Origin of the sequence: Maribacter chungangensis (assembly GCF_042676845.1) — a bacterium.
Lineage (GTDB): Bacteria > Bacteroidota > Bacteroidia > Flavobacteriales > Flavobacteriaceae > Maribacter > Maribacter chungangensis.
This window is the reverse complement of the sequence record NZ_JBHTHY010000007.1, coordinates 100,977-126,406: the sequence shown is the minus strand read 5'-3', so window position 1 is coordinate 126,406 and position 25,430 is coordinate 100,977. Positions and strand designations below refer to the sequence as shown.

Sequence of the window (25,430 nt, the reverse complement as noted above, 5' to 3'; positions counted from 1 at the left end):
GGTAGCCATATTGTATTTTTGCACCTCCTTAAACGGTATTCCGTTCCATAAAAAAAGCTATGCGTACAAAATCACTTAAAAAGAACAAAATCAACGTAGTAACCCTAGGTTGTAGCAAGAATGTTTACGATTCCGAGGTACTCATGGGGCAATTGAAGGCCAACAACAAAGAGGTGGTGCATGAGGAGGAAGGTAACGTTGTGGTGATCAATACCTGCGGGTTCATTGCCAATGCCAAAGAGGAGAGTATAAACACCATTTTGGAGTATGTGCAGAAGAAGGAAGCAGGCACGGTGGATAAGGTTTTTGTAACCGGATGTTTGAGTGAACGATACAAACCGGATTTACAAAAGGAGATTCCAAATGTAGACGAGTACTTTGGGACCAGTGAACTGCCAGGGCTTTTAAAAGTATTGGGCGCGGATTACAAGCATGAACTGATAGGGGAGCGTTTAACAACCACGCCAAAGAATTATGCTTATTTGAAAATTGCCGAGGGATGTGACAGGCCTTGTTCGTTCTGCGCGATTCCATTAATGCGCGGTAAGCACAAGAGCAAGCCAATGGAGGAACTGGTCACCGAAGCGGAAAAATTGGCAGCCAAAGGCGTAAAAGAGTTGGTTTTGATTGCGCAGGACCTAACGTATTACGGATTGGATTTGTATAAAAAACGAAATTTAGCGGAGCTTTTGGAGCAGCTGGTAAAAGTTGAGGGTATTGAATGGATCCGTTTGCATTATGCGTTCCCCACAGGTTTTCCTATGGATGTGTTGGATGTGATGAACCGTGAACCCAAAATCTGCAACTATTTGGATATCCCCTTACAACATATCTCCGATAGCATCTTAAAAAGTATGCGTAGGGGTACCACACAGGCCAAGACTACGAAGTTGTTGCAGGATTTTAGGGCGGCAGTGCCCAATATGACCATCCGTACCACCTTGATCGTTGGCTACCCAGGAGAGACCGAAGAAGATTTCCAGACCTTAAAGCAATGGGTAGAGGAAATGCGTTTTGAGCGTTTGGGCTGTTTCACCTACAGTCACGAGGAAAATACCCATGCCTATAACTTGGAGGACAATGTTCCGGCGGAGGTAAAACAAGAACGCGCCAATGAGATTATGGAGATACAAAGCCAAATTTCATGGGAACTGAACCAGCAGAAAATTGGCCATACCTTCCGCTGTATTATTGATCGCAAAGAAGGGAATTATTTTGTGGGCAGAACCGAATTTGATTCGCCGGACGTGGATAACGAAGTATTGATAGATGCTGCCAAGCACTATGTAAAGCAAGGCGAGTTTGTGGATATAAAAATTACGGAGGCGGCGGATTTTGATTTGTATGGCGAGCCCGTTGCTTGATCACTATGAACAAAACAAGGGCTTTTAATAAAAAGGGTCTGTGCCCACTTATAGCGGAGTATTCTAACAACTAACACATTGAAGGCTTATATTAGTTGAAGATAAATCTAGTGCTATGAAATTCCTCATAATTATTAACAGGATAGGTCTTCTAGGCTTATTATTAATTTTGAAGTCCTTAACCAGTTTTTCCCAAACCGATATGAAAAAAGAACTGTTCGTAAAACAAATTAGGAATTCTAAGACCAGTTCACTCGCTGAAGTTGGCGTGCTGTTGGAAAAAGAAACGGATCTTCAGGAAATAGCGGTCGTTAATTGGGATGCTTTTTCATACCAACCTGAGGTGAAATTTAGAATAGCGCATAACAAGGACCAAATTTGGTTAAAGTTCTATGTAACGGAGGAGCATATTCTAGCGAAACACATCAAAACCAACTCGGCTACGCATAAAGATAGCTGTGTGGAGTTCTTTGTAGATCCGGAACAGAAGGGGAAGTATTATAATTTTGAGTTCAACTGCATTGGTACAGTGCATTTGGCCTATGGCGCCGGGCGACATGATCGTGTTTTTATTCCTGCAGAACTAATTGAAAACAACATTCAAATTGTATCCTCTTTAGGCGATACCCCTTTTGAGGAAAAAAGCGGAGCATATTCTTGGGAAATGACCGTGGTTATTCCTATGTCGGTTTTTATTCACAATCCTCAACTTCAATTGCAGCAACTAACCGCAAATGCCAATTTTTATAAATGTGGCGATGATACTTCCCGGCCACATTACCTTACATGGAACCCAGTAGGTACGGAACGACCGGATTTTCACCAGCCCGCTTATTTTGGGGTATTGCGATTTGAGTGAAAGCTGTGCTACTTGGTGTAGACCACTTCTTCTTACTTTTTTCAACTACACTTTATCTAAAGAATGAGCATTTATCCGAGGCTAAAATCAAGAAGTAAGATACAAGAAGCAGGAAACAAGAAAGAATAGAGATGTACTAGGGAAATGCTGTTAAATTCAAAAAAAACAAGCTTCACTAATTACTTTTTACTTAATACTTTATACTGCAAACTGCAACTGCCTACTTTTTTTATCACCCTCTAAAAAACCATCCTCTACCAACTAATTACCCATTCTCCTTCATCATCTTTAAGGTGGCACCACCCAATACCAGAATAATAAGCCCCATAATGCCCCATAGCCACCATTTGTTCTCGAAAAGGGGAGCCTGTTCCAAGACAGTCGGTTTTTCTATTTTTATCGGTTTCCCCAATTGCAAGGCCGTTACGTTTTTGGGCAGTTCAAAACCGGTTTGCTGTAGGTCATATTTAGGCGGGTATGCGTTTGTATTTCCGTACGCCAAATAGTAGTTGGCCGGTTGTGTAAAACGGCCCACTAGTTCAAACGAATATCCTTTTACGTCTACGGAGGTGATCTCCAATGGTGGATTATCATCGTTTACAATAGAAATACGCAATTTGTTCAAGAGTGTGTTTGGAAAGGAAAACCCCCTTTTTTCCAATGAGGTCAAGGTGCCCGTAAATAGATTTCTATAACTGTATTTCCAACCTTTGTCCGTTTTCACACTGTCTATTATGTATGAAACGCTTACGCCTCTATAGAAGTCATAATCGTCCGCTGCATTTACTTTGAGATAACTTACTGGCAATCGATCCTTTAAATCTACCTGTATTTGGCTTGTTTTTCCTTTTTCCGATGTGCTAATGTTGTTGGTGCTGTAATCCACATAGGTGGCAGGAACGGTATTGTTCAATAGAATACTGGCCGATTTTAATTTGGGCGTATCCTTAGTTTTTATCTGAATACGGTAATAGGTGTACTTGGTATCCGGAAAGGTGAGGTCTGTAAAGGTGTAATCGGTATGCTCGTTTTTAATGGATAATATCCTATAGTCTTCCACTATGGTGAACCATTGGTTTTGATCCTGACTCCCTTCTAGCGTAATTTTCCAATCAAAATTCTGATTTTCGAAGGAAAGTTCGATTTTGTTAATGGGTTCGTCCACAGGAACGTCATAGGTATAAAAATAACCACTGCTATTAGAGGTACTATTGATGAGCTTGAAATCCCGAATTTCTTCTGAACCCGTAGGAGCTGAGGAACGCAATACATAGGGTACTTCTACTGTATCTGTTTCTGTGGTGCCGTAGATACGCAGGTCCGAAAAATCGTCTTTAATCTTGGAGAATACAGATTTTGGCAGTGTTAGGGTGTGCCAAGTGTCCGTGGGTTGATCAAGCGGTACCTGGGTATTGTAATCCCTTAGCTGGGCTATTAGTGCAACAGGACAGAAGAATAATACTATTATAAAAGTGGTTTTTTTCATTTTATCGATAGGATAGCAGTCCATATTTTTTATAATTTCTAAGATTGATACGCTGTCTCTGTTCGTAGTAACGGGCATTAGTCATTTACCCCTGTAATTTTATGCTTGTATTTATTATACAGAAAGGAAATAATCAAAAGTAAAACTCCTAAGGATACAAAAACAATGGTTTTGGAAATCGTGTTAAGCGATGCTATATCATAAAAGAATAGTTTTACCAACGTAACACTAAAAAGTATAATGGCTCCAATCCGCAGGTATTTTTTATTTTTCCAAATTCCAAGAACGATTAAAAGTAGTGCATATAGCCCCCAAAGGATACTAAGTCCTAGTTTGTAGGATTGATCCGATTCCCCAATGGCCATCCAATTGATAAGTTCACTACTTAACACCCATACCATAGCGGTATGTAATAGTAGCTCAAAAGGAATATTGAATGTAATACGCATGAAATCTTGTCGTATCAACTTATGGATTGCCACTAGTAAGAAAGCAAAAAAGGCAAATGCCACATAGCGTATCCAGATATTGTACGTACCAATGTTATACAACTCGTTTAGTTCGGCCATAAGGTAATTGTCCCTAAGTTCACTAAGGGTGTAAAGTCCGCCTGTTAAAAATATGCTTCCGGCTAAAATAGCAAGTACCAGGGTAGCTATACCCAGTATTCTGTTTTGTAGCTTAGCCATATTTCCAATAGCCAGTAATGATATGAACAACAGGGTGTAATTGATGAGCCAAATACTCTTCATATCGTTTAGGTTGTAATTTTGGTTCGTAAGGTCATAGCCGTCCAAATCCTGTATTGTAATTTCAGATGCATGGAACAGTTTAGAAAAGTAGTATTCCAGTTCTAGAAAACCTGCGCCATACAGTACTGCTAGTAAAATAGTTGGGATGGCGAATTCCATCACTTTTGCAATAAACGGTTTCTTTCCGTTGGATAAGATGAACGTATGCTTGTTTTGTACCCAATTAATAAATCCAGTAGCTATCAAGAACAGGACCGATGTTAAAAAGGTGCTGTTTAATACTGTGTTCAGGGGCTGTTTATTTTCGTTGTACAGGTAATTTACGCCGTAGGCGTCTCCCCAATCTTGTATAAGGCTGAAGAAGGCCAGTATCATAAGGGGGTAGGACATATACTCGTAAGCCTTTACCTTTTTGGATCTACCTATCCAGAACAATAAAGCAGCCTCTGCACTCCACAATAGGGTAACCCAATTTCCGTCCAATTGTACAGGTATGGCAATGGTGATAAACGTTAGCACCAGACCAGCGGCCAGATAAAACAGGTTTTTGTCTCCAAGGTTCTTTTTATAAATTAGGGTAGTGACACCAAAATGTACGATGCCGTTGGCAAGCGTAAACAGTCCCAAAAGATATTGACCTGTTTCATTCCCTTCGAGCAGGCTGTAACCCAACCCATAAAAGATAAAGGAATTGAGTAACAGCATGAATACGTCAGAAACCTTGAATTTTTCTGATTTTATCAGTTTATATCCAAGGAAAGTGGCATAAAATATCAGGAAGAATAGGGTCAAGAATACCAGTGCCAGCTGAAAATGTTGTTCCGGTTCGTAAGAGAAAATGCGCCATCCGAGATAACTCAACCATGTAAAGACAAAAGAAACAAAGTACAGGGCTTTCCAATACTTTTTGATGGAAATAAAAAGGATACCCAGATTAATTATGGCGATATAGCTGAACAGCACTGTAATGTTCCCAGAATCGTTGCTTAATAAAAAGGGTACGGCATAGGCACCTACTAATCCAATATGGGCAATGATTTGTTTGTTATAATTTAAGGCTGCCACTACTCCAAAAACGGTTATCAATAACATAAGCCCAAACGCAAAGAGTTGTGGGAAAAGGGCGTAAAAACCGTAGCCGGCAAAGGTGATAAAATACATGATGGCCAAGGCGCCACTCACCAAAACAGCACTATAACTGGTGTATTTTGCCTTTAGTTTTATACCGAAACCGATAAGTCCCAAGCCCAGTACGTAACCCAGTATGATCCGGGTTAACGGACTGATAAGATTGTTCTCTATGGAATATTTTGCGCCTATGACAACCCCGATAATGGTAATAAGAATTCCTATTTTGTTGATGAGGTTTTCTCCAATGAATTTTTCTATGTTGGATTTGCCTTTTGGTTTTCGATTCTTGGGTGTTCGCTCTTTTATGCTTTTTGCAACCGGTGTTGTGAAGTCGATCGTTTGTTCGGCTGTTGGTTTAACCGTTTCGGGTACTTTGGTCTCTACTGCTTTAGTAAGGTCATTTGCTTTCTGTGTTGCCTTTACAGAACCATTGCGCAGCTCTAAAATCTCCTTTTTTAGCTCCTTTACTTCCAGATTAAAGCCTTCCTGTCTACGTAACAACAGCTCTAATTTTTCTAGAAGTTTACCCAGATGTTCTTGATCGTTGGCCATACAAGTTCGGTTTTATAGCGTTCAGCAATGGATTTGCCATTGGATGTAGAACGCCGCAATTTCATATTTGTTGGCAAGATAAGCTGGTTTTTACTCAGGTAACTCCCTGAATACGGTGTAATAGGTAATTGATCGGTACAAGGTTAGTAAAACCTTAACCTCAAAATTAGCGATAAATACAAACTGCGACCCCAAAGTTGGTAGCATCTGTAACGACCAAACACCATCCGTATTTTGCATATTCATCCAATTTTAACTGTATATCCGCTTTTGATGAATTTGCAATATGTTTGGTGTCCGGTGTAATGTTACTATACTGGATTCAGTGTTTCAATCTTTTGTTTTTATGTATGCCAGGCTTTAATTTACCATAAACAAGGCATTGGCAAAAAACAATTTTCCGTTCTCCCAAAAACCTCTGAACAAAGGATTATCTACCATATAGATCACCTTACCACGACCCATATTTTGCGTTCCAAACACAAGGGTGTTATCAATTTGCTTAGCGGCTTCACTCCCAGCAAAACCGGAGATAGGTTTATTTTGTCCGGCAGCAAGATATACGGCGGAACCCCCATCTAGGTAGTCAAAAGCTCGGTTGCCCAGTTTTAAGGTAAAGTAGCTATCACCGTATCCGTAGGCCAAAGGATTTGTAGGGTCTACCGTGGTCTTAAAAATGGCACCGGTAATTGCAAATTTTATGCGCTCCCGTTCCGTAACATCAAAAGAATTTAGGTTTATCGTAGTATCTTTTTCGGTAGTTTTTTTCTTGATGGCAAAGCTGTCATTTGCCGATAGCCCATCTATGGAACCGCCCATGGCAATGAGTTTGCCACCACCGGTTACCCAATCCTTTATTTTTTTTGTCGTATTCTCCGTTAAAAAACTACCGTAGCTGCGACCGTCCGGTAATATTAAAACATCGTATTTGGAAAGGTCTACACGGTTAAAATAGCTTTCGTCCAAAACACTTAAAGGGTATTCCAATTGTTGCTCAAAAAAGTGCCATATCTCACCAAAGCGAAGGGTAGAGGTGGGGTCGCCGGCCAATATGGCAACCTTGGTGTCCGGAATCATATCTACATATCTAGACCCAAAATCCTTACCACTATCCACAAAACCTGTGGTGGCAATATGTAGTTCGATTTCTGGATGATCTTTTAAGATGGTTTTCATAGTACCCACAAAATCTTTATGGTTCTTATTGTCCGCCAGGGTAATGATCAAACTCCCTCGGTCATGTGATACACCGTCTACCGAAAAGGGTTTGTGTGCTGTGCGTACCCGGATACCATGTTTGAGCATGGAGGCCAAAAATTTTGCATCCGTAAGGCTGTTCCAATCCGTTATATACGCATAGTTCGAAGCGTTAACTTCATCGCTTGACGAGCCTTTTTTAACTGTTTTTTTATTTTGGTTTACACTACTTTCCGATGCTATCGCATCCAAACCGTAGGCATAGGGTAGGGACCAGGCCGTAATATCGTAGGTTACAGAATCACTAAGTTTTGCTTTTGGCTCAAAAAGAACCTTGACCAGGGTGCCCTTAGTTTGGTCTGTGGATACAACCATGCTATTTTCGGTAATCCTCATGCTTCCACTTTTACCCGTACTATAGTTATACCCTTTTACAGAGGTATTGGTTCCAAAACCATATTCAATTTCATGTTGGTCCAGTAAACGGGCCAGGGAATTTATTTTATCCTCGTTCCCGTTTAGAACAAAACTCTTGTATTTAAAGTTTTTGTTTTCATAGAATTTCTTGAATTCATCGTTCAATTTTTGGGCGCTCATATTTGCCACTTCCACGGTAGAAAGTCCTGTGGTATAATGGTGCGCAATACGGTCTTTTAGGGTAAGGGTATCGCCAATGCTGGTGATAATGCCCAGTCCCGCACGGCCGCTGCCACCTTGCTCATACGTCATGCCAATACCGCCGTTGTAGGTAGGGTACGTATCGCCATAGCTGGGATACAGGAGGTCAAAAACTTCCTTTGTAAAGTAAAGCCAGCCATTTGCGTCAAAATACTTGGCGTGGTTCTTACCTATTGTTTTTTGAAAATCGCGTTGAAAATCGGTGACAACTTCGTGGTAAGGTTCTGCTGCCGGAGCAAAATAATAAGGGTTGTCTACCCCTTGCTCATGAAAATCTACATGGATATGGGGCAACCATTTATTAAATTCCTTTAAGCGTTGTTGGCTTTCTACCTGCGTTAGCCAAGCCCAATCCCTATTTAGGTCAAACATGTAATGATTGCTCCTGCCGCTCCACCAGCCTTCGTTGTGTTCCTTGGAATAGGGGTCTACATTATTAGGGGTGTTCTTATATTGGTTGTACCAGTTTACATAACGGTCACGCCCATCGGGGTTGATACAAGGGTCCATAATGACCACCGTATTCTCTAAATAATCACTTTTTTTGGTGAGCAGGTCGTAAATGGTCTGCATGGATGCTTCGGTACTTACACTTTCATTACCGTGTACGTTGTAACTTAGCCAAACTATAGCCTTTTCTGGTTGTCCTTCGCCCTTGGTACTTTTTAAATGTTCTGCACGTATATTCTCCAATTGCGACATATTGGTCGCAGATGATATATGGGCAAGGACCAAACGCCTGCGTTCGTTCGTTAACCCGTAATCCTTTAAAACCATACGGTCAGGCTCTTGTTCTGCCAGGTATTCATAATAATCCAATACCTGATGATGACGCGTAAACTGGCTTCCCAGTTCGTAACCCAAAAATTCCGATGGAGATTTCAGTTGAGCAAGAGTTAGCAAGGGTAGCGTAAATAACAGGGTAAGTAGAAATTTTTTCATGTAAACCGTTTAAAATGTGATGACCTCAAATCTAATAAATAAAACTTGAACCGGACCTTTCGGATTTCTATTTTTGTTTATCGACCCAAAAACTCGATTTTCATCTAATTACCGTATTTTTAGGACCGCTAATAAAGTGAACCTTTATAATCGCTTTTATCTTTTTGTACTTATGGATATTGATTGTTTGCCCTTTAAAAACACAGGTTATTTCTCAAAACTTATATGTGATTATGTCACCGAGGAGGAAGCGTTGGCCTATTTTTATAATCGCTATCCACATTTGGAAAACTTTGAGCAGCAAATGGCGGAGAAAAAGGCCAGTTTTCCATTACAGAATAGAAAGGTCTTACAGACCGCTTTAAGGGGGCAATATAAAAACCACTTAATTTCCAAGGATACCGAAGCACACATTTCGGCTTTGGCCAATGAAAATACCTTTACCGTGGTTACAGGTCACCAATTAAATCTGTTTACCGGACCATTGTACTTTTTATACAAGATTATTTCTACCATTAATCTTTGTAAGCAATTAAAGCAACAGTATCCTGAGCAGTATTTTGTACCGGTATATTGGATGGCAACGGAGGACCATGATTTTGAGGAAATAAATTTTTTTAACTTTAAGGGGAAAAAGGTGCATTGGAACAAGGAAGCTTCCGGTGCGGTGGGACACCTAAGTACAGAAGGGCTGGAAGAGGTTTTGACCACTTATGCCAATCTTTTGGGTACCGGTAACAATGCAATTGCGCTAAAGAAACTCTTTGAAGAAGCTTATTTAAAGCATGATACCTTAACGGAAGCAACACGGTTTTTGGCCAATGCCCTGTTCGGGGAATACGGACTCGTTATCGTAGATGGTGATGATGCAGATTTAAAACGATTGTTGGTACCCTATGCAAAAAAGGATATTTTGGAACAGACCGCTCATAAGGCCGTTTCTAGAACCATTGAAAGAATACAGGCCCAACCGAGCGATTATGGTGTTCAGGTAAACCCTAGGGAAATCAATTATTTTTATTTGACGGATGGACTACGCGAACGCATTGTGATGCAGGATGACGGTTATGCGGTAAACGATACCAAAATAAAATTTTCAAAAGAAGCATTGATGGCGGAGCTTGACGCACATCCGGAACGGTTTTCGCCCAACGTGATCGCCAGGCCCTTGTATCAAGAAGTGATATTGCCCAACCTGTGTTATATAGGCGGTGGCGGTGAGTTGGCCTATTGGCTGGAATTGAAGTCGGCCTTTGCGGCGATGCAGGTACCTTTTCCGATGTTGTTATTGCGGAATTCCGCCTTGGTCATTACCCAAAAACAAAAGGAAAAACTACAAAAGCTAGATGTCTCTTTGGAAGCTATTTTCTTAAAACAGAATACCCTTATCAATAAAAAAATACGGCAGGTCTCCAATATCGATATCGATTTTTCGCCCCAAAAAGAGTTGCTGGAAACGCAGTTCAAAAAATTATACGAATTGGCAGAACAGACCGATAAATCCTTTCTAGGTGCCGTAAAGGCGCAAGAAGTGAAGCAAAAAAAAGGACTGGACCATTTGGAAAAGCGCTTGCTTAAAGCACAAAAACGGAAACTGGCCGACCACGTGAGCCGCTTGGCGGAAATACAAAACGAACTTTTCCCCGGGAAATCCTTACAAGAACGTAACCTTAATTTCTCGGAACTGTACTTGGAATATGGAGAATCGCTTATTCCTATGCTGTTCAAGGCCTTGGATCCGCTAAAACAGGAATTTGTCATTCTTACGGCAGATTAGTATGTTTTTTGCCCCCCTTTTCAAACAGAAAATCGGTCTGCTGGCCTTGCTTTCTTTTTTGGCCATTACCTGTATTACCTTTTTTAAAAGTGCACTGGAACTGGAAGATGCGGAACAAGCCTATTATTCCCAATGGTTACGTTGGGGCTATGACGACCAACCACCCTTATACACCTGGTTACAATATGCCGTAAATCAGGTTTTTGGGGTGCAAAAAGGCGCTTTTTCAGTATTAAGGGCTAGCATTTTTGCTGGTATCCTGTTGTCATTATGGCATTTTGCCCGTAGAATGGGCACTAACAAGACCAAGTCGGAACTGGCGGTCTTGGCCTTGGTATTGATGCCTGTTTTTATCGATTTTACGTTTAGGCGGCTATCGCATACCTCGCTGCTGTGCTTGGCTATTTTGGCATCTTTTATCGTCTTGCAGCGTTTGTTACAGAAAAAGTCGCTCGTCAATTATGTGCTTTTGGGACTTGTAATCGGTGTAGGAGTATTAAGTAAATACAATTATGTGCTGTTCTTGGGTGCTTTAGGTCTGGCCCTGTTTTTTGATAAGGGATTGCAGAAAATCATTTTCAATAAGAAAATCCTGGTAACCGTTTTACTTGTTTGCCTGCTATTGTCGCCCCATTTGTGCTGGCTGTTAGGTGCTAATGGCTATCTCGCGGAACTACGCGAAAGTATTGCCCTAAAAACGGAAAGTAATACCCAAACCGTTCTTTATGTCATTGGTCCTTTATTTTCATTAGTACTGACATTGGTAAAATTGATGGCACCACTTTTGGCGGTGGTCGGTTTGGCGGTTGTATTTAAAAAAGTAAGGTTTCGTAAACCAAAGCTGGATTGGTTGGCCAAATTCGCAATTGCCCAGTCGCTTGTATTGCTGCTCTTCTTTACCTTTCTGAATGTGCAAAAAGTGGAGGAACGCTGGTTGTTACCATTGGTCTTGCCGTATATGGTGCTGTTGATGCGGAGTATGGTATTTAAAATGCCTGGTAGCGCTTCCCGTTATTTGTTTGTATTGTTTTTAGCGGTTATTAGTGTCCAAGTGGGGCGTACCCCGGTAGAAAAATCCTTGGGAATACCGTCTTCCGTACATTTTGGATTTGAACCGCTTTCTACAATTTTGAATGATGCTTACGCAAATAAACAATGGATGCTCCCGGATGTCACCTACGGTGGAAACATTCGTATCTTGAATCCGCATAAGGAAGTATTCTCACGGGACGACTTTTCCCTGCCAAGTTCCAAACTTGGTGAAATAGAGGGCGTAGAAGTTGTTCTGGGCAAAGAAAGCCTGCAGGGCAGAATTCCGGTGGAAACGCTGGTGGATTTCGGAAAAGAAAAAGACACATTATTTATGGTACCGCTTACGGAGTAGTTATTTTTGAATGAAAAATTAGATTTATTAGCAGACTATGCACGATATAGATATAGAAATGGTGGAAATGACCTTGGACGTGGTCAAGTATGAGTAATTTATAAATTTTGGTTGAAACTTTTTTACGATATCGTTCACTTTTATCTCATAGAATAAAATTGTACAGTTATTATCCATAATGTTTAGAAACTTTGTAGTTGTAATTACGGCGAATAGTAACAACTGTTTGGGGTATTGATAATTGAATTTTTAAGTGGTAATACCATATTTTTCAAAAAGCATATTAATGATAGTTCCTTTTGGAAACACTGCCGTTTTATCGAAACGGGAATAGGTGGAGAACATATTGTTCCATAAATGAATCCCATAACAGTCGTCCCATTTGATTCTTGATTTTAAATGCGGATCAAAAAAGGTAGACCACCATTCCGTAGGATGTACCGGGTAAAAAGTTTCCGGCACCAGTAAGGTATAGTCTAGTTTCAATTCAGCATAAATTTTTGTTAGAGCCATGGGCCCGCCCAATTCGCCCCATTGGGTATATTGATATATTTCTTTTAAAAAACCGTTGCCATGTTCTTTTTTTATCTTCTCGATCAAGGCTTCACTGTTTTTTGGCAGAAACCTCCAGGGAGTTTTAAAATTCTCCAAAATCTTTTCGGAAATTATATTGCCTTTAGGTAGCCTAAGTACGGCAGTGGATATCCTTGCCATATCTTCGGCACACAGCGTTGCTTCATCCTCAAACGTAAAGGGTTTTAAGCAAATAACGTCCGTATCTGCCCAACAACCACCCTTTTTATAGAGCAGTGCGTGGCGGAACAAATCAGAAAAAGCACCGTAGCTTTCCCCGTGTGCCTTAAATATTTTCGAGTTATCAACAATGTCGTTAGCATCTAATATTGTAACCCCATTCGGTATGTTTTCAATAGGGTCATAGCAATATAAATGCACCTCATGGCCATTTTTTAAAAAGGATAGTAGTGATAAGCGTTCTATCTTTGAGAGTTTTTTACCGATCCAAAGCATTTGTATGGTTTCCATAGGCGATATTTTGAAAGCTTGTTTTTAGACAGTGTAGGTTTTATTGAACATTTGGGCAGCGCTAAAATTTGATACTAACATTCGATGCGCGTTTTCTATCAATTGAATTCGTAGTTCAGGTTTTTCGATAATGTGTTGCATCTGTTTTTTTAATTGTGCTACGGCTACTTTATATTCATTTTTCAGGGGTACTTTTAAGCAGACCAAACCGTTCTGAAGTTTCAAAAATGCATCAATATCGGTAAGGATCATTGGAACTTTATAGGCCATTGCCTCTAATATGGAATAGGGGTTTTGGTCGTAAAGACTAGGAATTACAATAGTGTCCGACAATTTATAGTAGTATTGAATTTCGTTTTGTGGGACATAACCGATGTACTTTATAAATGGATAATCGCCTTTTGTCTTATCCTCCAACGTTTTCTTTAACGGACCATCGCCCACAACAATTAACTTTATGTTTCCATGACCACCGTTGGTTAGCCTTATAAAAGCTTCCACCAAGTCGGAAATGCCTTTTTGTTCATTTATCCGGCCTGCAAAAAGAAAAATAAAATCCGTTGTATGCAAGCCCACTTGTTTGCGAATATTCTTTAGTTTTTTCTCATCTATTTCCGGTGGTTCCGTACTTATTCCGTTAAAAATTCGTTTTAACTTGTTTTTTGGTACCTTATAATACTTTCTCAAATCTTCCACAGTATTGTTCGAAAGTCCGATAATTAAGTCGGCCAGCTTACAATTTTCTATTTCGGCCAAAATGTTTTTTTTCGATAAGGAGAAACATTCGCGATCGTTCCATTCTGAAAGAAACTTTTCCTCATCATTATTGTATAAAACGTTCCACATAGAAACATGAACCGTATAGACAATTCTAACCGTGGTATTTTGTTTGATCTTATGAAGTAGGAAGTGCTGCATATTGCTGTTGAAGTGAAAAATATCGCTGCTGTTAAAAGTAAAATAATCGGTCAGTAGTAAAAAGACGCCACTGGATAGCTGTTTGGAAATTCCGTACATTAAACCTTGTCCTACCAAAAAAGGTTTTGGAACATTGAAATGGGTAATATTTCCATCCTTTTTAATCTCTACTTTAGAAATATCATTTACCCCGATCGTTATCAATACCATTTCTAAGATTCGCTTCCTGTTTTTGGCTTCACCTACCATCTCAGAAATATATCTCCCTACTCCGAAACGTTGGGAATCATCTCCTTGGTTTACCATGAAAATTCTTGGTTTTGGATTGCTCATGGTAAATGGATTTAATTGTTTTTATTGAAGTTGGAAAATAAATAGTACGCTAGGAACTCTTGCTGTGCTTCCTTTTTTAGATTCAGTATTAGGTTTCCGCCCATTATAATCTTATTCAGAAGCAGGTTACGTCCTTTTTTTGGGTCTTTATAAAGTTTGCCCATAGCGTCTTTAACCTTATGGGGCAATTGCCCAGTATCTTTGTCATTATCATTTTGGTCATCTATGTATTGAACAGTAAGGGTAAGCTTCGTCATAACTTCTAAATTAAAGTTGACATCCTTTTTTATGAGGGTCGATACCATTGGAAATTCAGTTTCAATAAGTTCCGAATTGTTTACTGCTGGGAAAAGCGACTCTAGGGTGGATGCTATTTTTAAATATTTAAGTGATCCTGATTTTAATAAAGGTAATCGACCAGATAAATAGTCGTATATAAAAACAGTCCTACATAGTGTTTCTTTGAGCAATGGCTTGTTTTTTACCTTTTCGGCTTCTTGAACCACCATTTTATCGAAAGGCTCTAAAATAGGGTTGCTGTCCTCACATTCAAAAAATCCCATAGAAATGAACTTTTGTAGACTCCATGCCAACTCTAGAATTTGAATATCAAAATCTATTGACTCATTTTTTGAGGATTGTATTTTTAGCAGCTCCTCCGATAAGCACTCCTCAAGTAGTTCGAACGAAAAATCCACATAAGACTGTTTTTTGGAATCGTTACCATGCGAAAAAAGAAAATATAGTAAACCCATCTTGCCTTGAAGTCCTGTAAGGGTTATGGCCTCGGAATTAATACATAAAAAATGTGCTATATTTTCTAAATCGTGTTTCAAAATTTAATATTTGAAAATATCCTTGAACTTATAAAATACTCGTTGGGCCACGCTTAAATCTTCGGTAATAATTTCTGCATTGCCCAATAGCTCCTGATCAAAACCTAATTCTTGTCCATAGGAAGTCTTGGTGCCATCGGGCAGGGAGATATACACAAAGTAATTGCCTTCGGTATCGGGTGAAACGGACATGTTTTCCACTTTCCCCACCAACATGCCATATTGTTGGTAGGGGTAATTGTCCAGTTTGGTCAATACTTTTTGTCCGATAGTTACTTTTCCTGCATTTTGGGCAGGTAAAACCAATTTACCAACAAGTTTTGATTTATCTAAAGGCATAATGGTGTAGATGACCTCGTTGGCGTTTACGAACTGGTTCACGCCCCAGAACTCCTGAAAGCTGACTACACCGTCTATATTAGAGCTCAATACATACTTGTATTCCCAATCGCGAACGGCCTTCTTTAGTGCGTTATAGGACAGTACCAAGTTTTTCAACAGGCGGGTATCGTCCTCCAACTGTCCTATTTTGGTTTCCCGTAAGGTCTGGTTTGCCGAGGAGGTGGCCTCTCGCATCTGGGATATCGAAATCGCCATACTGCTCAGATTTTTTTGCAGTTGTAATAATTCACGTTTTTTGTTGTCGAATTCCTGTTGTGAAATGACTCCTTTGTCCAAAAGCTGTTTGTGCCGTTCCATATCGGTTTGTGCCAAGGCATATTCCTCTTCCAACAACTGTTTTTGCTTTATTTGGTCTATCAATCGTAGCCGTATTTCGGTAATAGTTTGTTGATTGCCATAAATCCTATTGGAGTAGGGCTCCAGGTCGCGCAACAGAAAATAATCCACATAGCTTTTTTCAAAATCGATATAGGCATTTTGCAGATCGCCCAATATCAGGTCGGTGGTGGTTTCAAGGGGAAATTCAAAGTGTTCTTTGTCGAACAGCAGGGTATCCATTATACTTTTTAGAAGATACACATCCTCCATTTCGGCCAGGTTTTCGATAATGGCCAGTTTTTGGCCTATGGTAACCGTGTCCCTATCTTTTACAAAAACCTCCTCCAATTGCCCGGCATTTCTGGTAACTACCGTTTGGGTAGGTTTTTGGGTGGTTACTACCACTTTGGCGGTCACAAAATCCGGGTATTTGATTATAAAGGACAACAGCGTAATAATTAGGGTAAATATAAAGACCAAAGTAATGCCCCAACGCACAATCCAAACAGGCGGATTCGTCAGGATTTCCTGAACCTCCTCGGACCGTAGATTTAGATCGTTCGCTATGCTATTTTCAGGCATTTTCGATTTCCGTTATTTGTTCCAAGGCCAATTGGTTCTTTACCAAATTGTAATAAATGCCCTGTTGGACCAAAAGTTCGTGATGCGTTCCTATTTCTTTTACCAAGCCTTCGTCGATAACCAAGATTTGGTCTGCGTTTTTTACCGTGCTTAGGCGATGTGCGATGACAATGGCCGTTCGGTTTTCGAAAAAAGTATTCAGGTTTTCCATGATGATGCGCTCGTTCTTGGCATCCAAGGCCGAGGTGGCCTCGTCAAAAAACAAGATATTAGGCTCTTTATACACGGCCCGCGCAATAAAAAGCCGCTGCTTTTGCCCGGCACTTATCCCAATGCCCTCGTTCCCGATCTTGGTATTGAAGCCCAAGGGCAGCGATTGAATGAAATCATAAATATTGGCGATTTTTACCGCTTTTAATAGGCGTGCCTGATCAATGGAATCTTCTCCTATAGCGATATTATAGGCAATGGTGTCGTTAAATACATAACCTTCTTGCATGACCACCCCGCATTGGTCTCGCCATGCACGGTGCGAGATAGCACCCAGATCATCATCGCCATAATATATTTTCCCCGAGATGGGATCATAGAATTTCAGCAATAATTTCATCAAGGTGGTCTTGCCGCTGCCACTTGCTCCCACTATGGCCGTGGTCTTATTAGCGGGAATGTTTATCGTAATGCCCTTCAATACATATTCATCGTTGCCGGGATAGCGAAACTTGATATTTTCGACCGCTAGGTTTTGATAGGGCTTTACCATGGATATCAATTGTTTGGCCTTACTTTCTTCATCGTCCTTATCGTGTACTTCGCCCAAGCGTTCTAAACTAATCTTGGCATCCTGCACCGATTGGATGAAGGAGACCAGTTGGGTAATGGGGCCGTTCAATTGGCCAATGATGTACTGTATGGACAACATCATCCCCAAGGTAATGGATCCGTTGATGACCAAAAGGGCGGAGCTGATCGTAATAAAAATGTTCTTACCTTCATTAATGGCCGAAGAGCCTACACTTTGGGTCTGCTCCAAACGCAAACTTTCTATGGAGACCTTGAACAGCCGCGCCTGCACATACTCCCATTTCCAGCGTTTTTGCTTTTCGGCATTGTGCATTTTAATCTCTTGCATGCCGTTGATGAGTTCTATCACGGTGCTCTGTTCTTGGCTCATTTGCGAGAACCGCTTATAGTCCAGTTCCTTTCTTCGTTTTAAGAAGAAGATGATCCAGCCTACATATAAAATACTGCCCGTGGCAAAAATGAAAAAGATAGTCAGGTTGTAATACACGAGTACCAAACTAAAAACGACCAAATTTGTCATAGAGAATAAGGTACTTAGGGTAGAACCCGTTAACAGGTTTTCTATACGCTGGTGGTCGTTGATGCGCTGCATAATGTCGCCCGTCATACGGGTATCGAAATAGGCGATGGGCAGGTTCATGAGTTTGATGAAAAAATCGGAGACCAATGAAATATTGATGCGGGTACTCAAATGCAACAAGATCCAACTGCGAAAAACTTCAACGCTTGTACGTCCAAAAAAGAGCATCAATTGCGCCAAGAGGATCACATAGATAAAGTTGATGTCTTGGTTCTGTATGCCAACATCTACGATGCTCTGCGTCAAAAAAGGTACGATTAATTGCAAAAGACTGCCTACCAAAAGGCCAATGACCAACTGGACTAACAAACTTTTATATTTAAAAAGGTATTGGTAGAGAAATTTGAAGGACTTTTTATCGGTATTTTCCCAATGCAGTTTTTTGAATTTTGGGGTGGTTTCCAGCAAAAGGGCGATGCCCTCTTTGGTCTGTTCGGTGGCATTGTTGCCGATCCAATGGGCTAAGAATTCATTTTTGGAATAGGAGATAAGGCCATACGAAGGATCTGAGATAAATACTTCGCCGTTTTTGATTTTATAGACCACCACAAAATGGCTGTTGTTCCAATGGGCGATCAGAGGCAACGGGGCTTCTTGGAGTTTGTTAAAATCTACTTTAATGCCCAAGGACTTAAAACCTATAGCCTCTGCCGCATCGCTTAGTTTTAAGAGGTTGCTGCCTTCGCGTGTGGTTTCTGAGAGTTCACGTATCTCGGCCAAGGAAACCAGTTTGCCGTAATGCTTGGCAATAATGCGCAGGCAGGTAGGGCCACAGTCTTTGGCATCGGGTTGTTTGTAGAATGGGAAGGTTTTTTTCACTTGTAATTATTCAAGCAAGTATTTGTCTAAAAGCTTTCTGATTTCTGGTCCTTCGGGACCAGGAGCGTTTTGATGTAACACAACTCCATTTTTATCAAAAAGCATATATCTCGGTATACTATTAATCTTCCAATCATCAATGAGTAATGAACTTTTTGAATTCTTAATAAAGAAACTGTAGTGATAATTATGAAGATTATGTTTTTGAGATGCGATTTGCCAGTTTGTTTGGTCATCATTTAAAGCCAGATAAACAAAAATTATATCCCTTTTACTATACTCTTCCCTAAGTTTTTTTGAATTAGGTAGTGCTTTCCTGCATGGTAAACACCAACTGGCCCAAAAATCAACATATAATAACTTCTTATTGGGAATCTTTAGAATATCTTCAAAACTTATAATATTATTTTGATAATCGGCCAATATAAATTCATCTGAAATTTTAGTGGTTAGATTATAATTTTCAGCAATATATTGCGTAACTAGTGTATCCCTAAACTGTTCTTTAAATTTTAGAAAATAGTCGTTGATGTCCTGTACAGAAAGATTTTCAATAATCCTTTTTAAATAGATGTAGGAAAGATACTTTTTGTCATAATTATCAAAAATAGCTAGTGCATTAATGGAATCATAGGTTGCCTTATAATCTGGAATATTTCCATTGGGTACGGCTATCTGTAACTCATTTCTACTAAATCTATTCTCAACAATCGCTTCTAAATATTCTTTATAGGAAGAAAACTTTTTAAAATCTGCCCCATAGGGATGAAAATCCGACATTTTATAAATGGAATCTGTTTCTTTTATTTGTAAGGTCTTTTTTTGAAACTGATTCCTGAAGCCGTAAAAATCATAATACTCTTTAGATATTAGGTAAGCCGCCCGCAACGAATCCAATAATTCCTCTTCTTTTTTTAGTTCAACTAAAGCTCTATTGGTGCGGCTTGTTATGTTTTTTTCTACACCTCGGTTATGGTTCATCGAAATTAAAGTATAGATAACTGAATTGTGTGTTGCATAGTGTGAGAAATCAGTTTCTATTATTAATTCTCTTTTTAAATTCTCAAACAAAAGGTCATATTTACGCAATTTTCTATGGAGTGATTTAGGGACTGGCATGAAGTCATTGTAATCAAATTCAATGGTATCATTTGGGCGTACTAAGTAGCTTAAATTTTCAATTCCTCTAAATTTATGTTGTATTTCAATAGGTTTAGAGACATTTTCAATGACTAGAGTATCGGTGTTCTTGGAGTAGTCCGGTGACCAATAAGAAGCAATGATATTATTTTTATAATATTTTATTTCATGTTTGCCGGTGTGAATATAGCTACCGTCAAGCTTGTTTAATTTCCAATTTTCGGGAGGAGAATTAAAAATTAGCGTTATTTTCCCAGCCATCTCCGTTGAAGTAGAATGGTCAACTTTTTTTTTGTTTTTGCAACCCAAGAATATACAAATTATGCCATAAGCAGTTATGGCACATAGGATACTGTGTTTCTTTTTCATATTATATTGGTTCTGAAAAAGGTCGAAATGACAATTCATGACGACCTATTAGTTTATTCTTTTAGCAATATGATGCACTACCTCCATTGGAAGCACAGCTTGAACAACACCACCATCCACCAAGGGTGCTTTGCCAATGTTGTGCTTGAGACGCAGTAACATTACAAGCATATACACCTGGCGTGGGATGGCGGTAACCACAACCACCACCATACCCTCCAAAAACAGTCTTCAACTGTTCTCTTTGTAGCATGTCACTTGGCTCTAGGTTCAAGTTTTCTAAACTCAACTTTTTCATGTTATAAAAGTTTTAAAATTTAGCTTTGCCTTGGACGTTTAAAGGCACCCAAGGTTTGTGCCTATTCTTCTCGAGAGAATATCGTCTATGGCCCAAAGCTTGCTTTGGGCTTTTTATTTTAAGGCACCCACAAGGGCGCACCCCAATTGTATCAAATATTTAATAAACCTGCTTATAAAAAAGGCTAACAGCTTAGATTTGCGGCATATTTTATTGGAATTTACGTTTCTAAACTGGGTTTTCTTCATTTTAAACCGTATGTTTTTACGGTTTTAATTTAAGTTGTAGTTCGTAATATTTGAGTTTAAAATTGTTCTTTGGAGACTTTGAGTTAAGGCACGGGTTGTTCGTAGAAAGAAAAATACAAAGTATGTTACGGTTTAGGTTTGCATAGTTCCTGTAGCCTCCCAATTAATTTTCCCGTACTTGGCCAAGGAAGGTTATCGTCCATTAGTTTACCATTTTCATCAAAGAGAAGATAGCGCGGTATACTCAGTTCATTGTTTTTTTCCAATTTGGATCTTAGTACAGAATCAATCTCATGTCCTGCCAAGAAGTGGCTGCCATTTAAACCATAGCTTTGTATTGCATTTTTCCAATTTTTACGAGCCCTAAGACGATCTATTGAGATATACAGTTGCTTTATTCCCAACTCGTCTAGCGTAGGCTTTATTTCATCGATGAGCCCAAATTCCTGAATGCAAGGGGCGCACCATGTAGCCCATAGGTCCACAAAGACCTTTTTATTAGAAAATTGTTTCTGTAACAAAGAGTCCAGATTGTTGTTCCCGTATTCCACAATAAGGGTTAGGCTATCGTTACTCATTGATGCAAAAGGATACTTGGCGCGAGCCACGGATTGATTGGCGCAGTCAAGTCTGTTGAAATATCGATTTTGAAACTCGATATTGTAGGCACTCTCCGGAAATGTTTTTTTAAATTTATAAAATAGTTCTAAATCTTCACAAATCGGCTTCTCCTCATGAGTTCTGCTGAGTATTATTTGTGTGGCCATCATCTTTTCCTGAAGCTCCATGGGCGCATAGTCATACTCTTGATACTTGTTGCCCCAAATGTCCAGACCTAACTTTTTTCCTGAGAGCAGTCCACGGCCTATGAGTCTACATTTGTTCTCTGCGTTAATGGTGCGGTTGATGCCAAGATTGTACCTATATCGATCGGAAAATGGGTCGTATTTCGTAAAGAAATATTTCAGAATTTTATCTTTGGCCGCTTTGCTAAGTGCCGAGGTCTTAGGGTAGCGGTATGCATGATCTATGATGTGATGTATTGCGTGTAGCATTTTGCCCTCCGCTTGAATCTGCACACGTTTATGAAAAGTAGTAGTAATCCGTTCTTTTATCAATAGTTTATCAAATGGGGCGAAAAGGCTATCTAAAACCCTTTCTGTAGTGGTTATGACTTTTGCAGGTGAGTCAACACCTTGTCCAATGGATTCATCCAGTACATTTACGAGATGTATGACGCGCAAGAGACTCGAATCAAAAATAAGGTCATGCCCCTTAGCATTTTTACCCGTAAAGGTTATGTCAAAATACGGTATTGATCTTTCAATAGTAACACCTATTTCGCTATCGCCATCACATATGATATGGATACTGGGAATATGTTCATTGCTTGCCAAAACAATTACATTCGTTGTTTCTGGTGAATCGAAAGTCTTTTCAAATTTACCATTAATAGTGGGTACACTGTCGTAACCTCTAAAATGACTGGTGGCGTCTGTATTTAAAAACCTATGGAATTTGACATAGGACGAATCAGATGCAGTAGTTACGAGGCCTGTAATCTTTATTTCATCATTTTTTTTGGTGATTTCGGAACAAGAAAAAATCCAAATCGTTAATACCGCCAACAAACTAGAGGCTGTAAATTTTTTGATTTTTTTTAACATAAAATATGGGATTAATGGCGCGAAATGCTTTTCGCGCCATGTTATAATCTGTCAATCGCAAAAGCCTGCACAGTTACCAGTAGAAGAACAACCTACCGTGACTCCACCTCCAGGGTCGGCACAACTACATCTTGCATGTCCGTCGGGGCAGCCATTGCCATACCCGCCAAAAACAGTTTTCAATTGTTCTCGTTGTAAAAGGTCATCAGACCTTAAATTTAACTTTTCTAAACTCAATTTTTTCATTTTATAAAAGTTTTAAAATTTATCTTTGCCTTGGACGTTTAAAGGCACCCAAGGTTTGTGCCTATTCTTCTCGAGAGAATATCGTCTATGGCCCAAAGCTTGCTTTGGGCTTTTTTTTGTACTTTGTTTTAAATGACAAAAGTGTACAGAATTTATGCTCAAATGATTTACCTGTACTATTATTCAGTAAAATAAGTTTTGTGTCATTAGTCATAAATGAAATTTTCAATTTGTTTGCAATAATCTGTTCAGAATTTCACTTAATTTTTCGGGAGTAACGTTACGGGCTATTATTTTACCTTCTTTATCAACCAATATGTTAAAAGGTATCGTAGGATATTTAAATGTTAGTTGTGTGGTTTTTGCCGTATCTATGACATGAAGCCAGTTTATGCTATCCTGTTTAATCGCCTGCTGCCACTGTTTGAGGTCTTTGTCCAGAGAAATACCAAGAATTTCAAAATTTCTATTCTTATAAGAATTATAGGTTTTTAATAATGCAGGATTTGCTTGACGGCAAGGAGCGCACCAAGAAGCCCAAATTTCTATAAGAAGATATTTTCCAAAAAATTGTTCTTTTGTTACAAGTCGATTGTCCAGACTTGGAAGTTCAAACGGAGGTGCTGCGTTTCCAATGTCCAGTACTCTTCTTTGATTTATAAGTAAACTTATTTTAGATAGTGTTTCTTCATTTTGGTAGTTTTTATCCATCATGTTCAGTAATTCTGATAATTGGTTACTATTGAACAGACCGTAAAAGTTACTTAAGTCAAGAACATAGTCTCCCGATAGCTCAGAAGTTGGATTGGTTCTAATGAAATCCTCAATTTTAGTAATCAGCAGAAGTTCTTTTTGGTTTACCGACTTATCCGAATTAATAATTTTTTGGATATACTTATCAAAACCAACCTTATTGGTGTTACTGTTTGAACCAATAAGGCTATCAATATCTAGTGAGTATAGCAACTTTCCATTATGATTGCCGAGATTATATTTGGTATATATTTTTATACTGCTATTCTCTATCATAAACGATCCTACGGTCATGTCCTTTCCAGAAGTTGGGGAGGCAGGAAGAATAGTAGCTTTTGTAGGATATGCTACATTTCCGTTGAATAGGAATGTATTGGATTTCACCAACGAACTATCAAGTTTCCCCCCATATTCCAAATAGATGTAATCATCTATTTTACCCTTAATATTTCCATGTAGCACAAAACCATTACTCTCTTTACGTTCTTTTTTGCAGCTGATAAGGCAAATACAGAGAATAAACGTAATATTGAATAAATATTTCATAGTTATTGGATTACTGCGCATTACGATTATTTTAGTTTTATCTTGATTCGGTTTCTTCGTTGAATAATAGTTTTAAGACTTAAAACCTATTTTTAAATTTTATAAGCTATCGTAAGCTTGGTTGTCCGCATTCCCTAAATTAAATACTAAACGATGGATTAGGGACTATTTAGAACAATTAGGTAAGCCAAGGATAATAATATAGGTTATTTGTATTAATCAAATAGATTTATTCAGAATTACCGGACAGACTTTTTTGAAGTTACCTGACCGGTAATTTTTATGAAATTAAGTGTAGCACATTCTAGTATCGCATCCATCACATTTACCAACTTTACATGTTCCTGTCGTTCCATTTGTGTTGGTACAACTAGTTCCTATGCCGGCACACGTATGAGAACAGAGGCATCCATTATTAGAATACCCTCCAAAAACAGTTTTCAATTGTTCTCTTTGGAGCATGTTACTTGGCTCCAGATTCAAGTTTTTTAAACTCAACTTTTTCATGATATAAAAGTTTTAAAAATTTATCTTTGCCTTGGACGTTTCAAGGCACCCAAGGTTTGTGCCTATTCTTCTCGAGAGAATATCGTCTATGGCCCAAAGCTTGCTTTGGGCCTTTTTTAGTTTTAAACCGGGTTTAATTGCCCGAGACTTGCATTGCTTTTTGGAGCGAAGTTTGAAAAAGAATGGCTGTTAACCAATCTAAAAACTATCTTACAAGAAACTACTCGTGTGCTCGTCCTGAAGATTATTTCTAAAACCTTGTTTCAAGTTTGTAGTTAAAAGCATTAAGGTTTACAATAAGGTATCCAAGAGCGTATTAATACTTTCCTTAAATTCAATGCCAGTGTCAACACTTGTATCTTGAGTTTTTCGCAACATTTTTTCAATTTGAAGTATTTTAAGGTTTTTGTCCAGGATTAAAGTTTTTGGGTAACCAAACAAACCGAAGGTTTTTAAATATTCTTCTGAATCTACAAGATGAAAAAAATTGAATGGCTTTTTTCTAAGAAAAGATTTTATAGTACTGATGTCTTGAAAGGTTACCGCTACGAAATTTACTTTTTGTTCATAATTGCTTTCTATTTCATTGAGCAGGGGCATTTCTTCTATGCACGGCGCACAAGTTGTAAACCACAAGTTAATTACCGTTGGTTTCCCTTTAAGGCTCTCAGAACTTATCATATTGCCTTCAAGATCAGAAAGTATAAATTTAGGCAAGACTTTATTTACATATTTATATATATCTTCTGTAGGCGTGCTCCCCATAATTTTCTTAATGCCCAGTATCTGAGTCGTATCTTTAATCTGGCCATAAGAATAACCCATAAAAAAATATATAAACAATGGAATTAGATATCTCATATTGTAGTATTTGTGAAACTCATCTCGAGCTTTAAGT

General features: G+C 39.0%; 19 protein-coding genes. 5 read left to right on the top strand and 14 right to left on the bottom strand.

The features are described 5' to 3' along the window. The first annotated feature begins 59 nt into the window (after nucleotides 1–59). Together rimO and ACFQZJ_RS11175 are read left to right on the top strand one after the other, a co-directional pair. Nucleotides 60–1,364, top strand: coding sequence for a 30S ribosomal protein S12 methylthiotransferase RimO (rimO, locus tag ACFQZJ_RS11180; RefSeq protein WP_379934584.1), 1,305 nt, complete (start codon nucleotides 60–62; stop codon nucleotides 1,362–1,364). A gap of 115 nt (nucleotides 1,365–1,479) precedes the next feature. After that, nucleotides 1,480–2,223: a carbohydrate-binding family 9-like protein gene (locus tag ACFQZJ_RS11175; protein ID WP_379934583.1), complete on the top strand. Its 744-nt coding sequence runs from the start codon at nucleotides 1,480–1,482 to the stop codon at nucleotides 2,221–2,223. Between the two features lie 265 nt (nucleotides 2,224–2,488). On the opposite strand, the gene ACFQZJ_RS11170 is transcribed toward ACFQZJ_RS11175, so the two are convergent. From ACFQZJ_RS11170 to ACFQZJ_RS11155, 4 genes are all read right to left on the bottom strand, one after another. Then, complete coding sequence (locus ACFQZJ_RS11170; RefSeq protein WP_379934582.1) at nucleotides 2,489–3,709, bottom strand: DUF3999 family protein; 1,221 nt, start codon at nucleotides 3,707–3,709, stop codon at nucleotides 2,489–2,491. A 77-nt stretch (nucleotides 3,710–3,786) separates the two neighbouring features. Further along, entirely contained in the window at nucleotides 3,787–6,144 is a 2,358-nt protein-coding gene (locus ACFQZJ_RS11165; protein WP_379934580.1) for a DUF2339 domain-containing protein, read from the bottom strand. A 90-nt stretch (nucleotides 6,145–6,234) separates the two neighbouring features. Beyond that, nucleotides 6,235–6,384 (bottom strand): hypothetical protein, encoded by a 150-nt coding sequence (locus ACFQZJ_RS11160; protein WP_379934578.1) that lies wholly within the window; start codon nucleotides 6,382–6,384, stop codon nucleotides 6,235–6,237. Between the two features lie 120 nt (nucleotides 6,385–6,504). Further along, nucleotides 6,505–8,961: a M14 family metallopeptidase gene (locus ACFQZJ_RS11155; RefSeq protein ID WP_379934576.1), complete on the bottom strand. Its 2,457-nt coding sequence runs from the start codon at nucleotides 8,959–8,961 to the stop codon at nucleotides 6,505–6,507. Nucleotides 8,962–9,133: 172 nt separating this feature from the next. Here ACFQZJ_RS11155 and bshC point away from each other — a divergent pair, with 172 nt between their 5' ends. Together bshC and ACFQZJ_RS11145 are read left to right on the top strand one after the other, a co-directional pair. Then, a complete protein-coding gene (gene bshC, locus ACFQZJ_RS11150; protein ID WP_379934574.1) occupies nucleotides 9,134–10,738 on the top strand; it encodes a bacillithiol biosynthesis cysteine-adding enzyme BshC in 1,605 nt (534 codons plus the stop codon). Between the two features lies 1 nt (nucleotide 10,739). Beyond that, a complete protein-coding gene (locus ACFQZJ_RS11145; RefSeq protein ID WP_379934573.1) occupies nucleotides 10,740–12,122 on the top strand; it encodes an ArnT family glycosyltransferase in 1,383 nt (460 codons plus the stop codon). Between the two features lie 249 nt (nucleotides 12,123–12,371). Here the strand turns inward: ACFQZJ_RS11145 and ACFQZJ_RS11140 are convergent, their stop codons facing one another. The 9 genes from ACFQZJ_RS11140 to ACFQZJ_RS11100 form a co-directional block, all read right to left on the bottom strand. Continuing rightward, on the bottom strand, nucleotides 12,372–13,166 hold the full coding sequence (locus tag ACFQZJ_RS11140) for a glycosyltransferase (RefSeq protein ID WP_379934571.1): 795 nt from the start codon (nucleotides 13,164–13,166) through the stop codon (nucleotides 12,372–12,374). A gap of 24 nt (nucleotides 13,167–13,190) precedes the next feature. Beyond that, nucleotides 13,191–14,417 carry a glycosyltransferase family 4 protein gene (locus ACFQZJ_RS11135; protein ID WP_379934569.1) on the bottom strand — a complete coding sequence of 409 codons (1,227 nt, stop codon included), beginning with the start codon at nucleotides 14,415–14,417 and terminating at the stop codon, nucleotides 13,191–13,193. An 11-nt stretch (nucleotides 14,418–14,428) separates the two neighbouring features. Further along, nucleotides 14,429–15,253: a hypothetical protein gene (locus ACFQZJ_RS11130; protein WP_379934568.1), complete on the bottom strand. Its 825-nt coding sequence runs from the start codon at nucleotides 15,251–15,253 to the stop codon at nucleotides 14,429–14,431. A gap of 3 nt (nucleotides 15,254–15,256) precedes the next feature. After that, a complete protein-coding gene (locus ACFQZJ_RS11125) occupies nucleotides 15,257–16,555 on the bottom strand; it encodes an HlyD family secretion protein (protein WP_379934567.1) in 1,299 nt (432 codons plus the stop codon). Then, on the bottom strand, nucleotides 16,548–18,758 hold the full coding sequence (locus tag ACFQZJ_RS11120; RefSeq protein ID WP_379934566.1) for a peptidase domain-containing ABC transporter: 2,211 nt from the start codon (nucleotides 18,756–18,758) through the stop codon (nucleotides 16,548–16,550). The genes ACFQZJ_RS11125 and ACFQZJ_RS11120 overlap by 8 nt, the downstream gene beginning before the upstream one ends. A 6-nt stretch (nucleotides 18,759–18,764) precedes the next feature. After that, nucleotides 18,765–20,267: a TlpA family protein disulfide reductase gene (locus ACFQZJ_RS11115; protein ID WP_379934565.1), complete on the bottom strand. Its 1,503-nt coding sequence runs from the start codon at nucleotides 20,265–20,267 to the stop codon at nucleotides 18,765–18,767. Between the two features lie 671 nt (nucleotides 20,268–20,938). After that, nucleotides 20,939–22,480 (bottom strand): TlpA family protein disulfide reductase, encoded by a 1,542-nt coding sequence (locus tag ACFQZJ_RS11110; RefSeq protein ID WP_379934564.1) that lies wholly within the window; start codon nucleotides 22,478–22,480, stop codon nucleotides 20,939–20,941. A gap of 51 nt (nucleotides 22,481–22,531) precedes the next feature. After that, nucleotides 22,532–22,726: a hypothetical protein gene (locus tag ACFQZJ_RS11105; RefSeq protein ID WP_379934562.1), complete on the bottom strand. Its 195-nt coding sequence runs from the start codon at nucleotides 22,724–22,726 to the stop codon at nucleotides 22,532–22,534. Nucleotides 22,727–22,951: 225 nt separating this feature from the next. Further along, a complete protein-coding gene (locus ACFQZJ_RS11100) occupies nucleotides 22,952–24,025 on the bottom strand; it encodes a thioredoxin-like domain-containing protein (protein WP_379934561.1) in 1,074 nt (357 codons plus the stop codon). A gap of 282 nt (nucleotides 24,026–24,307) precedes the next feature. Between ACFQZJ_RS11100 and ACFQZJ_RS11095 the strand changes: the two genes are divergently transcribed. Then, on the top strand, nucleotides 24,308–24,517 hold the full coding sequence (locus tag ACFQZJ_RS11095; protein ID WP_379934560.1) for a hypothetical protein: 210 nt from the start codon (nucleotides 24,308–24,310) through the stop codon (nucleotides 24,515–24,517). A 306-nt stretch (nucleotides 24,518–24,823) separates the two neighbouring features. On the opposite strand, the gene ACFQZJ_RS11090 is transcribed toward ACFQZJ_RS11095, so the two are convergent. Further along, the gene (locus ACFQZJ_RS11090; RefSeq protein ID WP_379934558.1) at nucleotides 24,824–25,393 is read right to left on the bottom strand and encodes a TlpA family protein disulfide reductase; all 570 of its coding nucleotides are present in this window, start codon (nucleotides 25,391–25,393) and stop codon (nucleotides 24,824–24,826) included. Nucleotides 25,394–25,430: the final 37 nt, after the last annotated feature.

Coding starts and splice junctions, on each gene's coding strand:
- rimO (WP_379934584.1), top strand. CDS start 60: ATGCGTACAAAATCACTTAAAAAGAACAAAATCAACGTAGTAACCCTA.
- ACFQZJ_RS11175 (WP_379934583.1), top strand. CDS start 1,480: ATGAAATTCCTCATAATTATTAACAGGATAGGTCTTCTAGGCTTATTA.
- ACFQZJ_RS11170 (WP_379934582.1), bottom strand. CDS start 3,709: ATGAAAAAAACCACTTTTATAATAGTATTATTCTTCTGTCCTGTTGCA.
- ACFQZJ_RS11165 (WP_379934580.1), bottom strand. CDS start 6,144: ATGGCCAACGATCAAGAACATCTGGGTAAACTTCTAGAAAAATTAGAG.
- ACFQZJ_RS11160 (WP_379934578.1), bottom strand. CDS start 6,384: ATGCAAAATACGGATGGTGTTTGGTCGTTACAGATGCTACCAACTTTG.
- ACFQZJ_RS11155 (WP_379934576.1), bottom strand. CDS start 8,961: ATGAAAAAATTTCTACTTACCCTGTTATTTACGCTACCCTTGCTAACT.
- bshC (WP_379934574.1), top strand. CDS start 9,134: ATGGATATTGATTGTTTGCCCTTTAAAAACACAGGTTATTTCTCAAAA.
- ACFQZJ_RS11145 (WP_379934573.1), top strand. CDS start 10,740: ATGTTTTTTGCCCCCCTTTTCAAACAGAAAATCGGTCTGCTGGCCTTG.
- ACFQZJ_RS11140 (WP_379934571.1), bottom strand. CDS start 13,166: ATGGAAACCATACAAATGCTTTGGATCGGTAAAAAACTCTCAAAGATA.
- ACFQZJ_RS11135 (WP_379934569.1), bottom strand. CDS start 14,417: ATGAGCAATCCAAAACCAAGAATTTTCATGGTAAACCAAGGAGATGAT.
- ACFQZJ_RS11125 (WP_379934567.1), bottom strand. CDS start 16,555: ATGCCTGAAAATAGCATAGCGAACGATCTAAATCTACGGTCCGAGGAG.
- ACFQZJ_RS11115 (WP_379934565.1), bottom strand. CDS start 20,267: ATGAAAAAGAAACACAGTATCCTATGTGCCATAACTGCTTATGGCATA.
- ACFQZJ_RS11110 (WP_379934564.1), bottom strand. CDS start 22,480: ATGTTAAAAAAAATCAAAAAATTTACAGCCTCTAGTTTGTTGGCGGTA.
- ACFQZJ_RS11105 (WP_379934562.1), bottom strand. CDS start 22,726: ATGAAAAAATTGAGTTTAGAAAAGTTAAATTTAAGGTCTGATGACCTT.
- ACFQZJ_RS11100 (WP_379934561.1), bottom strand. CDS start 24,025: ATGAAATATTTATTCAATATTACGTTTATTCTCTGTATTTGCCTTATC.
- ACFQZJ_RS11095 (WP_379934560.1), top strand. CDS start 24,308: ATGAAATTAAGTGTAGCACATTCTAGTATCGCATCCATCACATTTACC.
- ACFQZJ_RS11090 (WP_379934558.1), bottom strand. CDS start 25,393: ATGAGATATCTAATTCCATTGTTTATATATTTTTTTATGGGTTATTCT.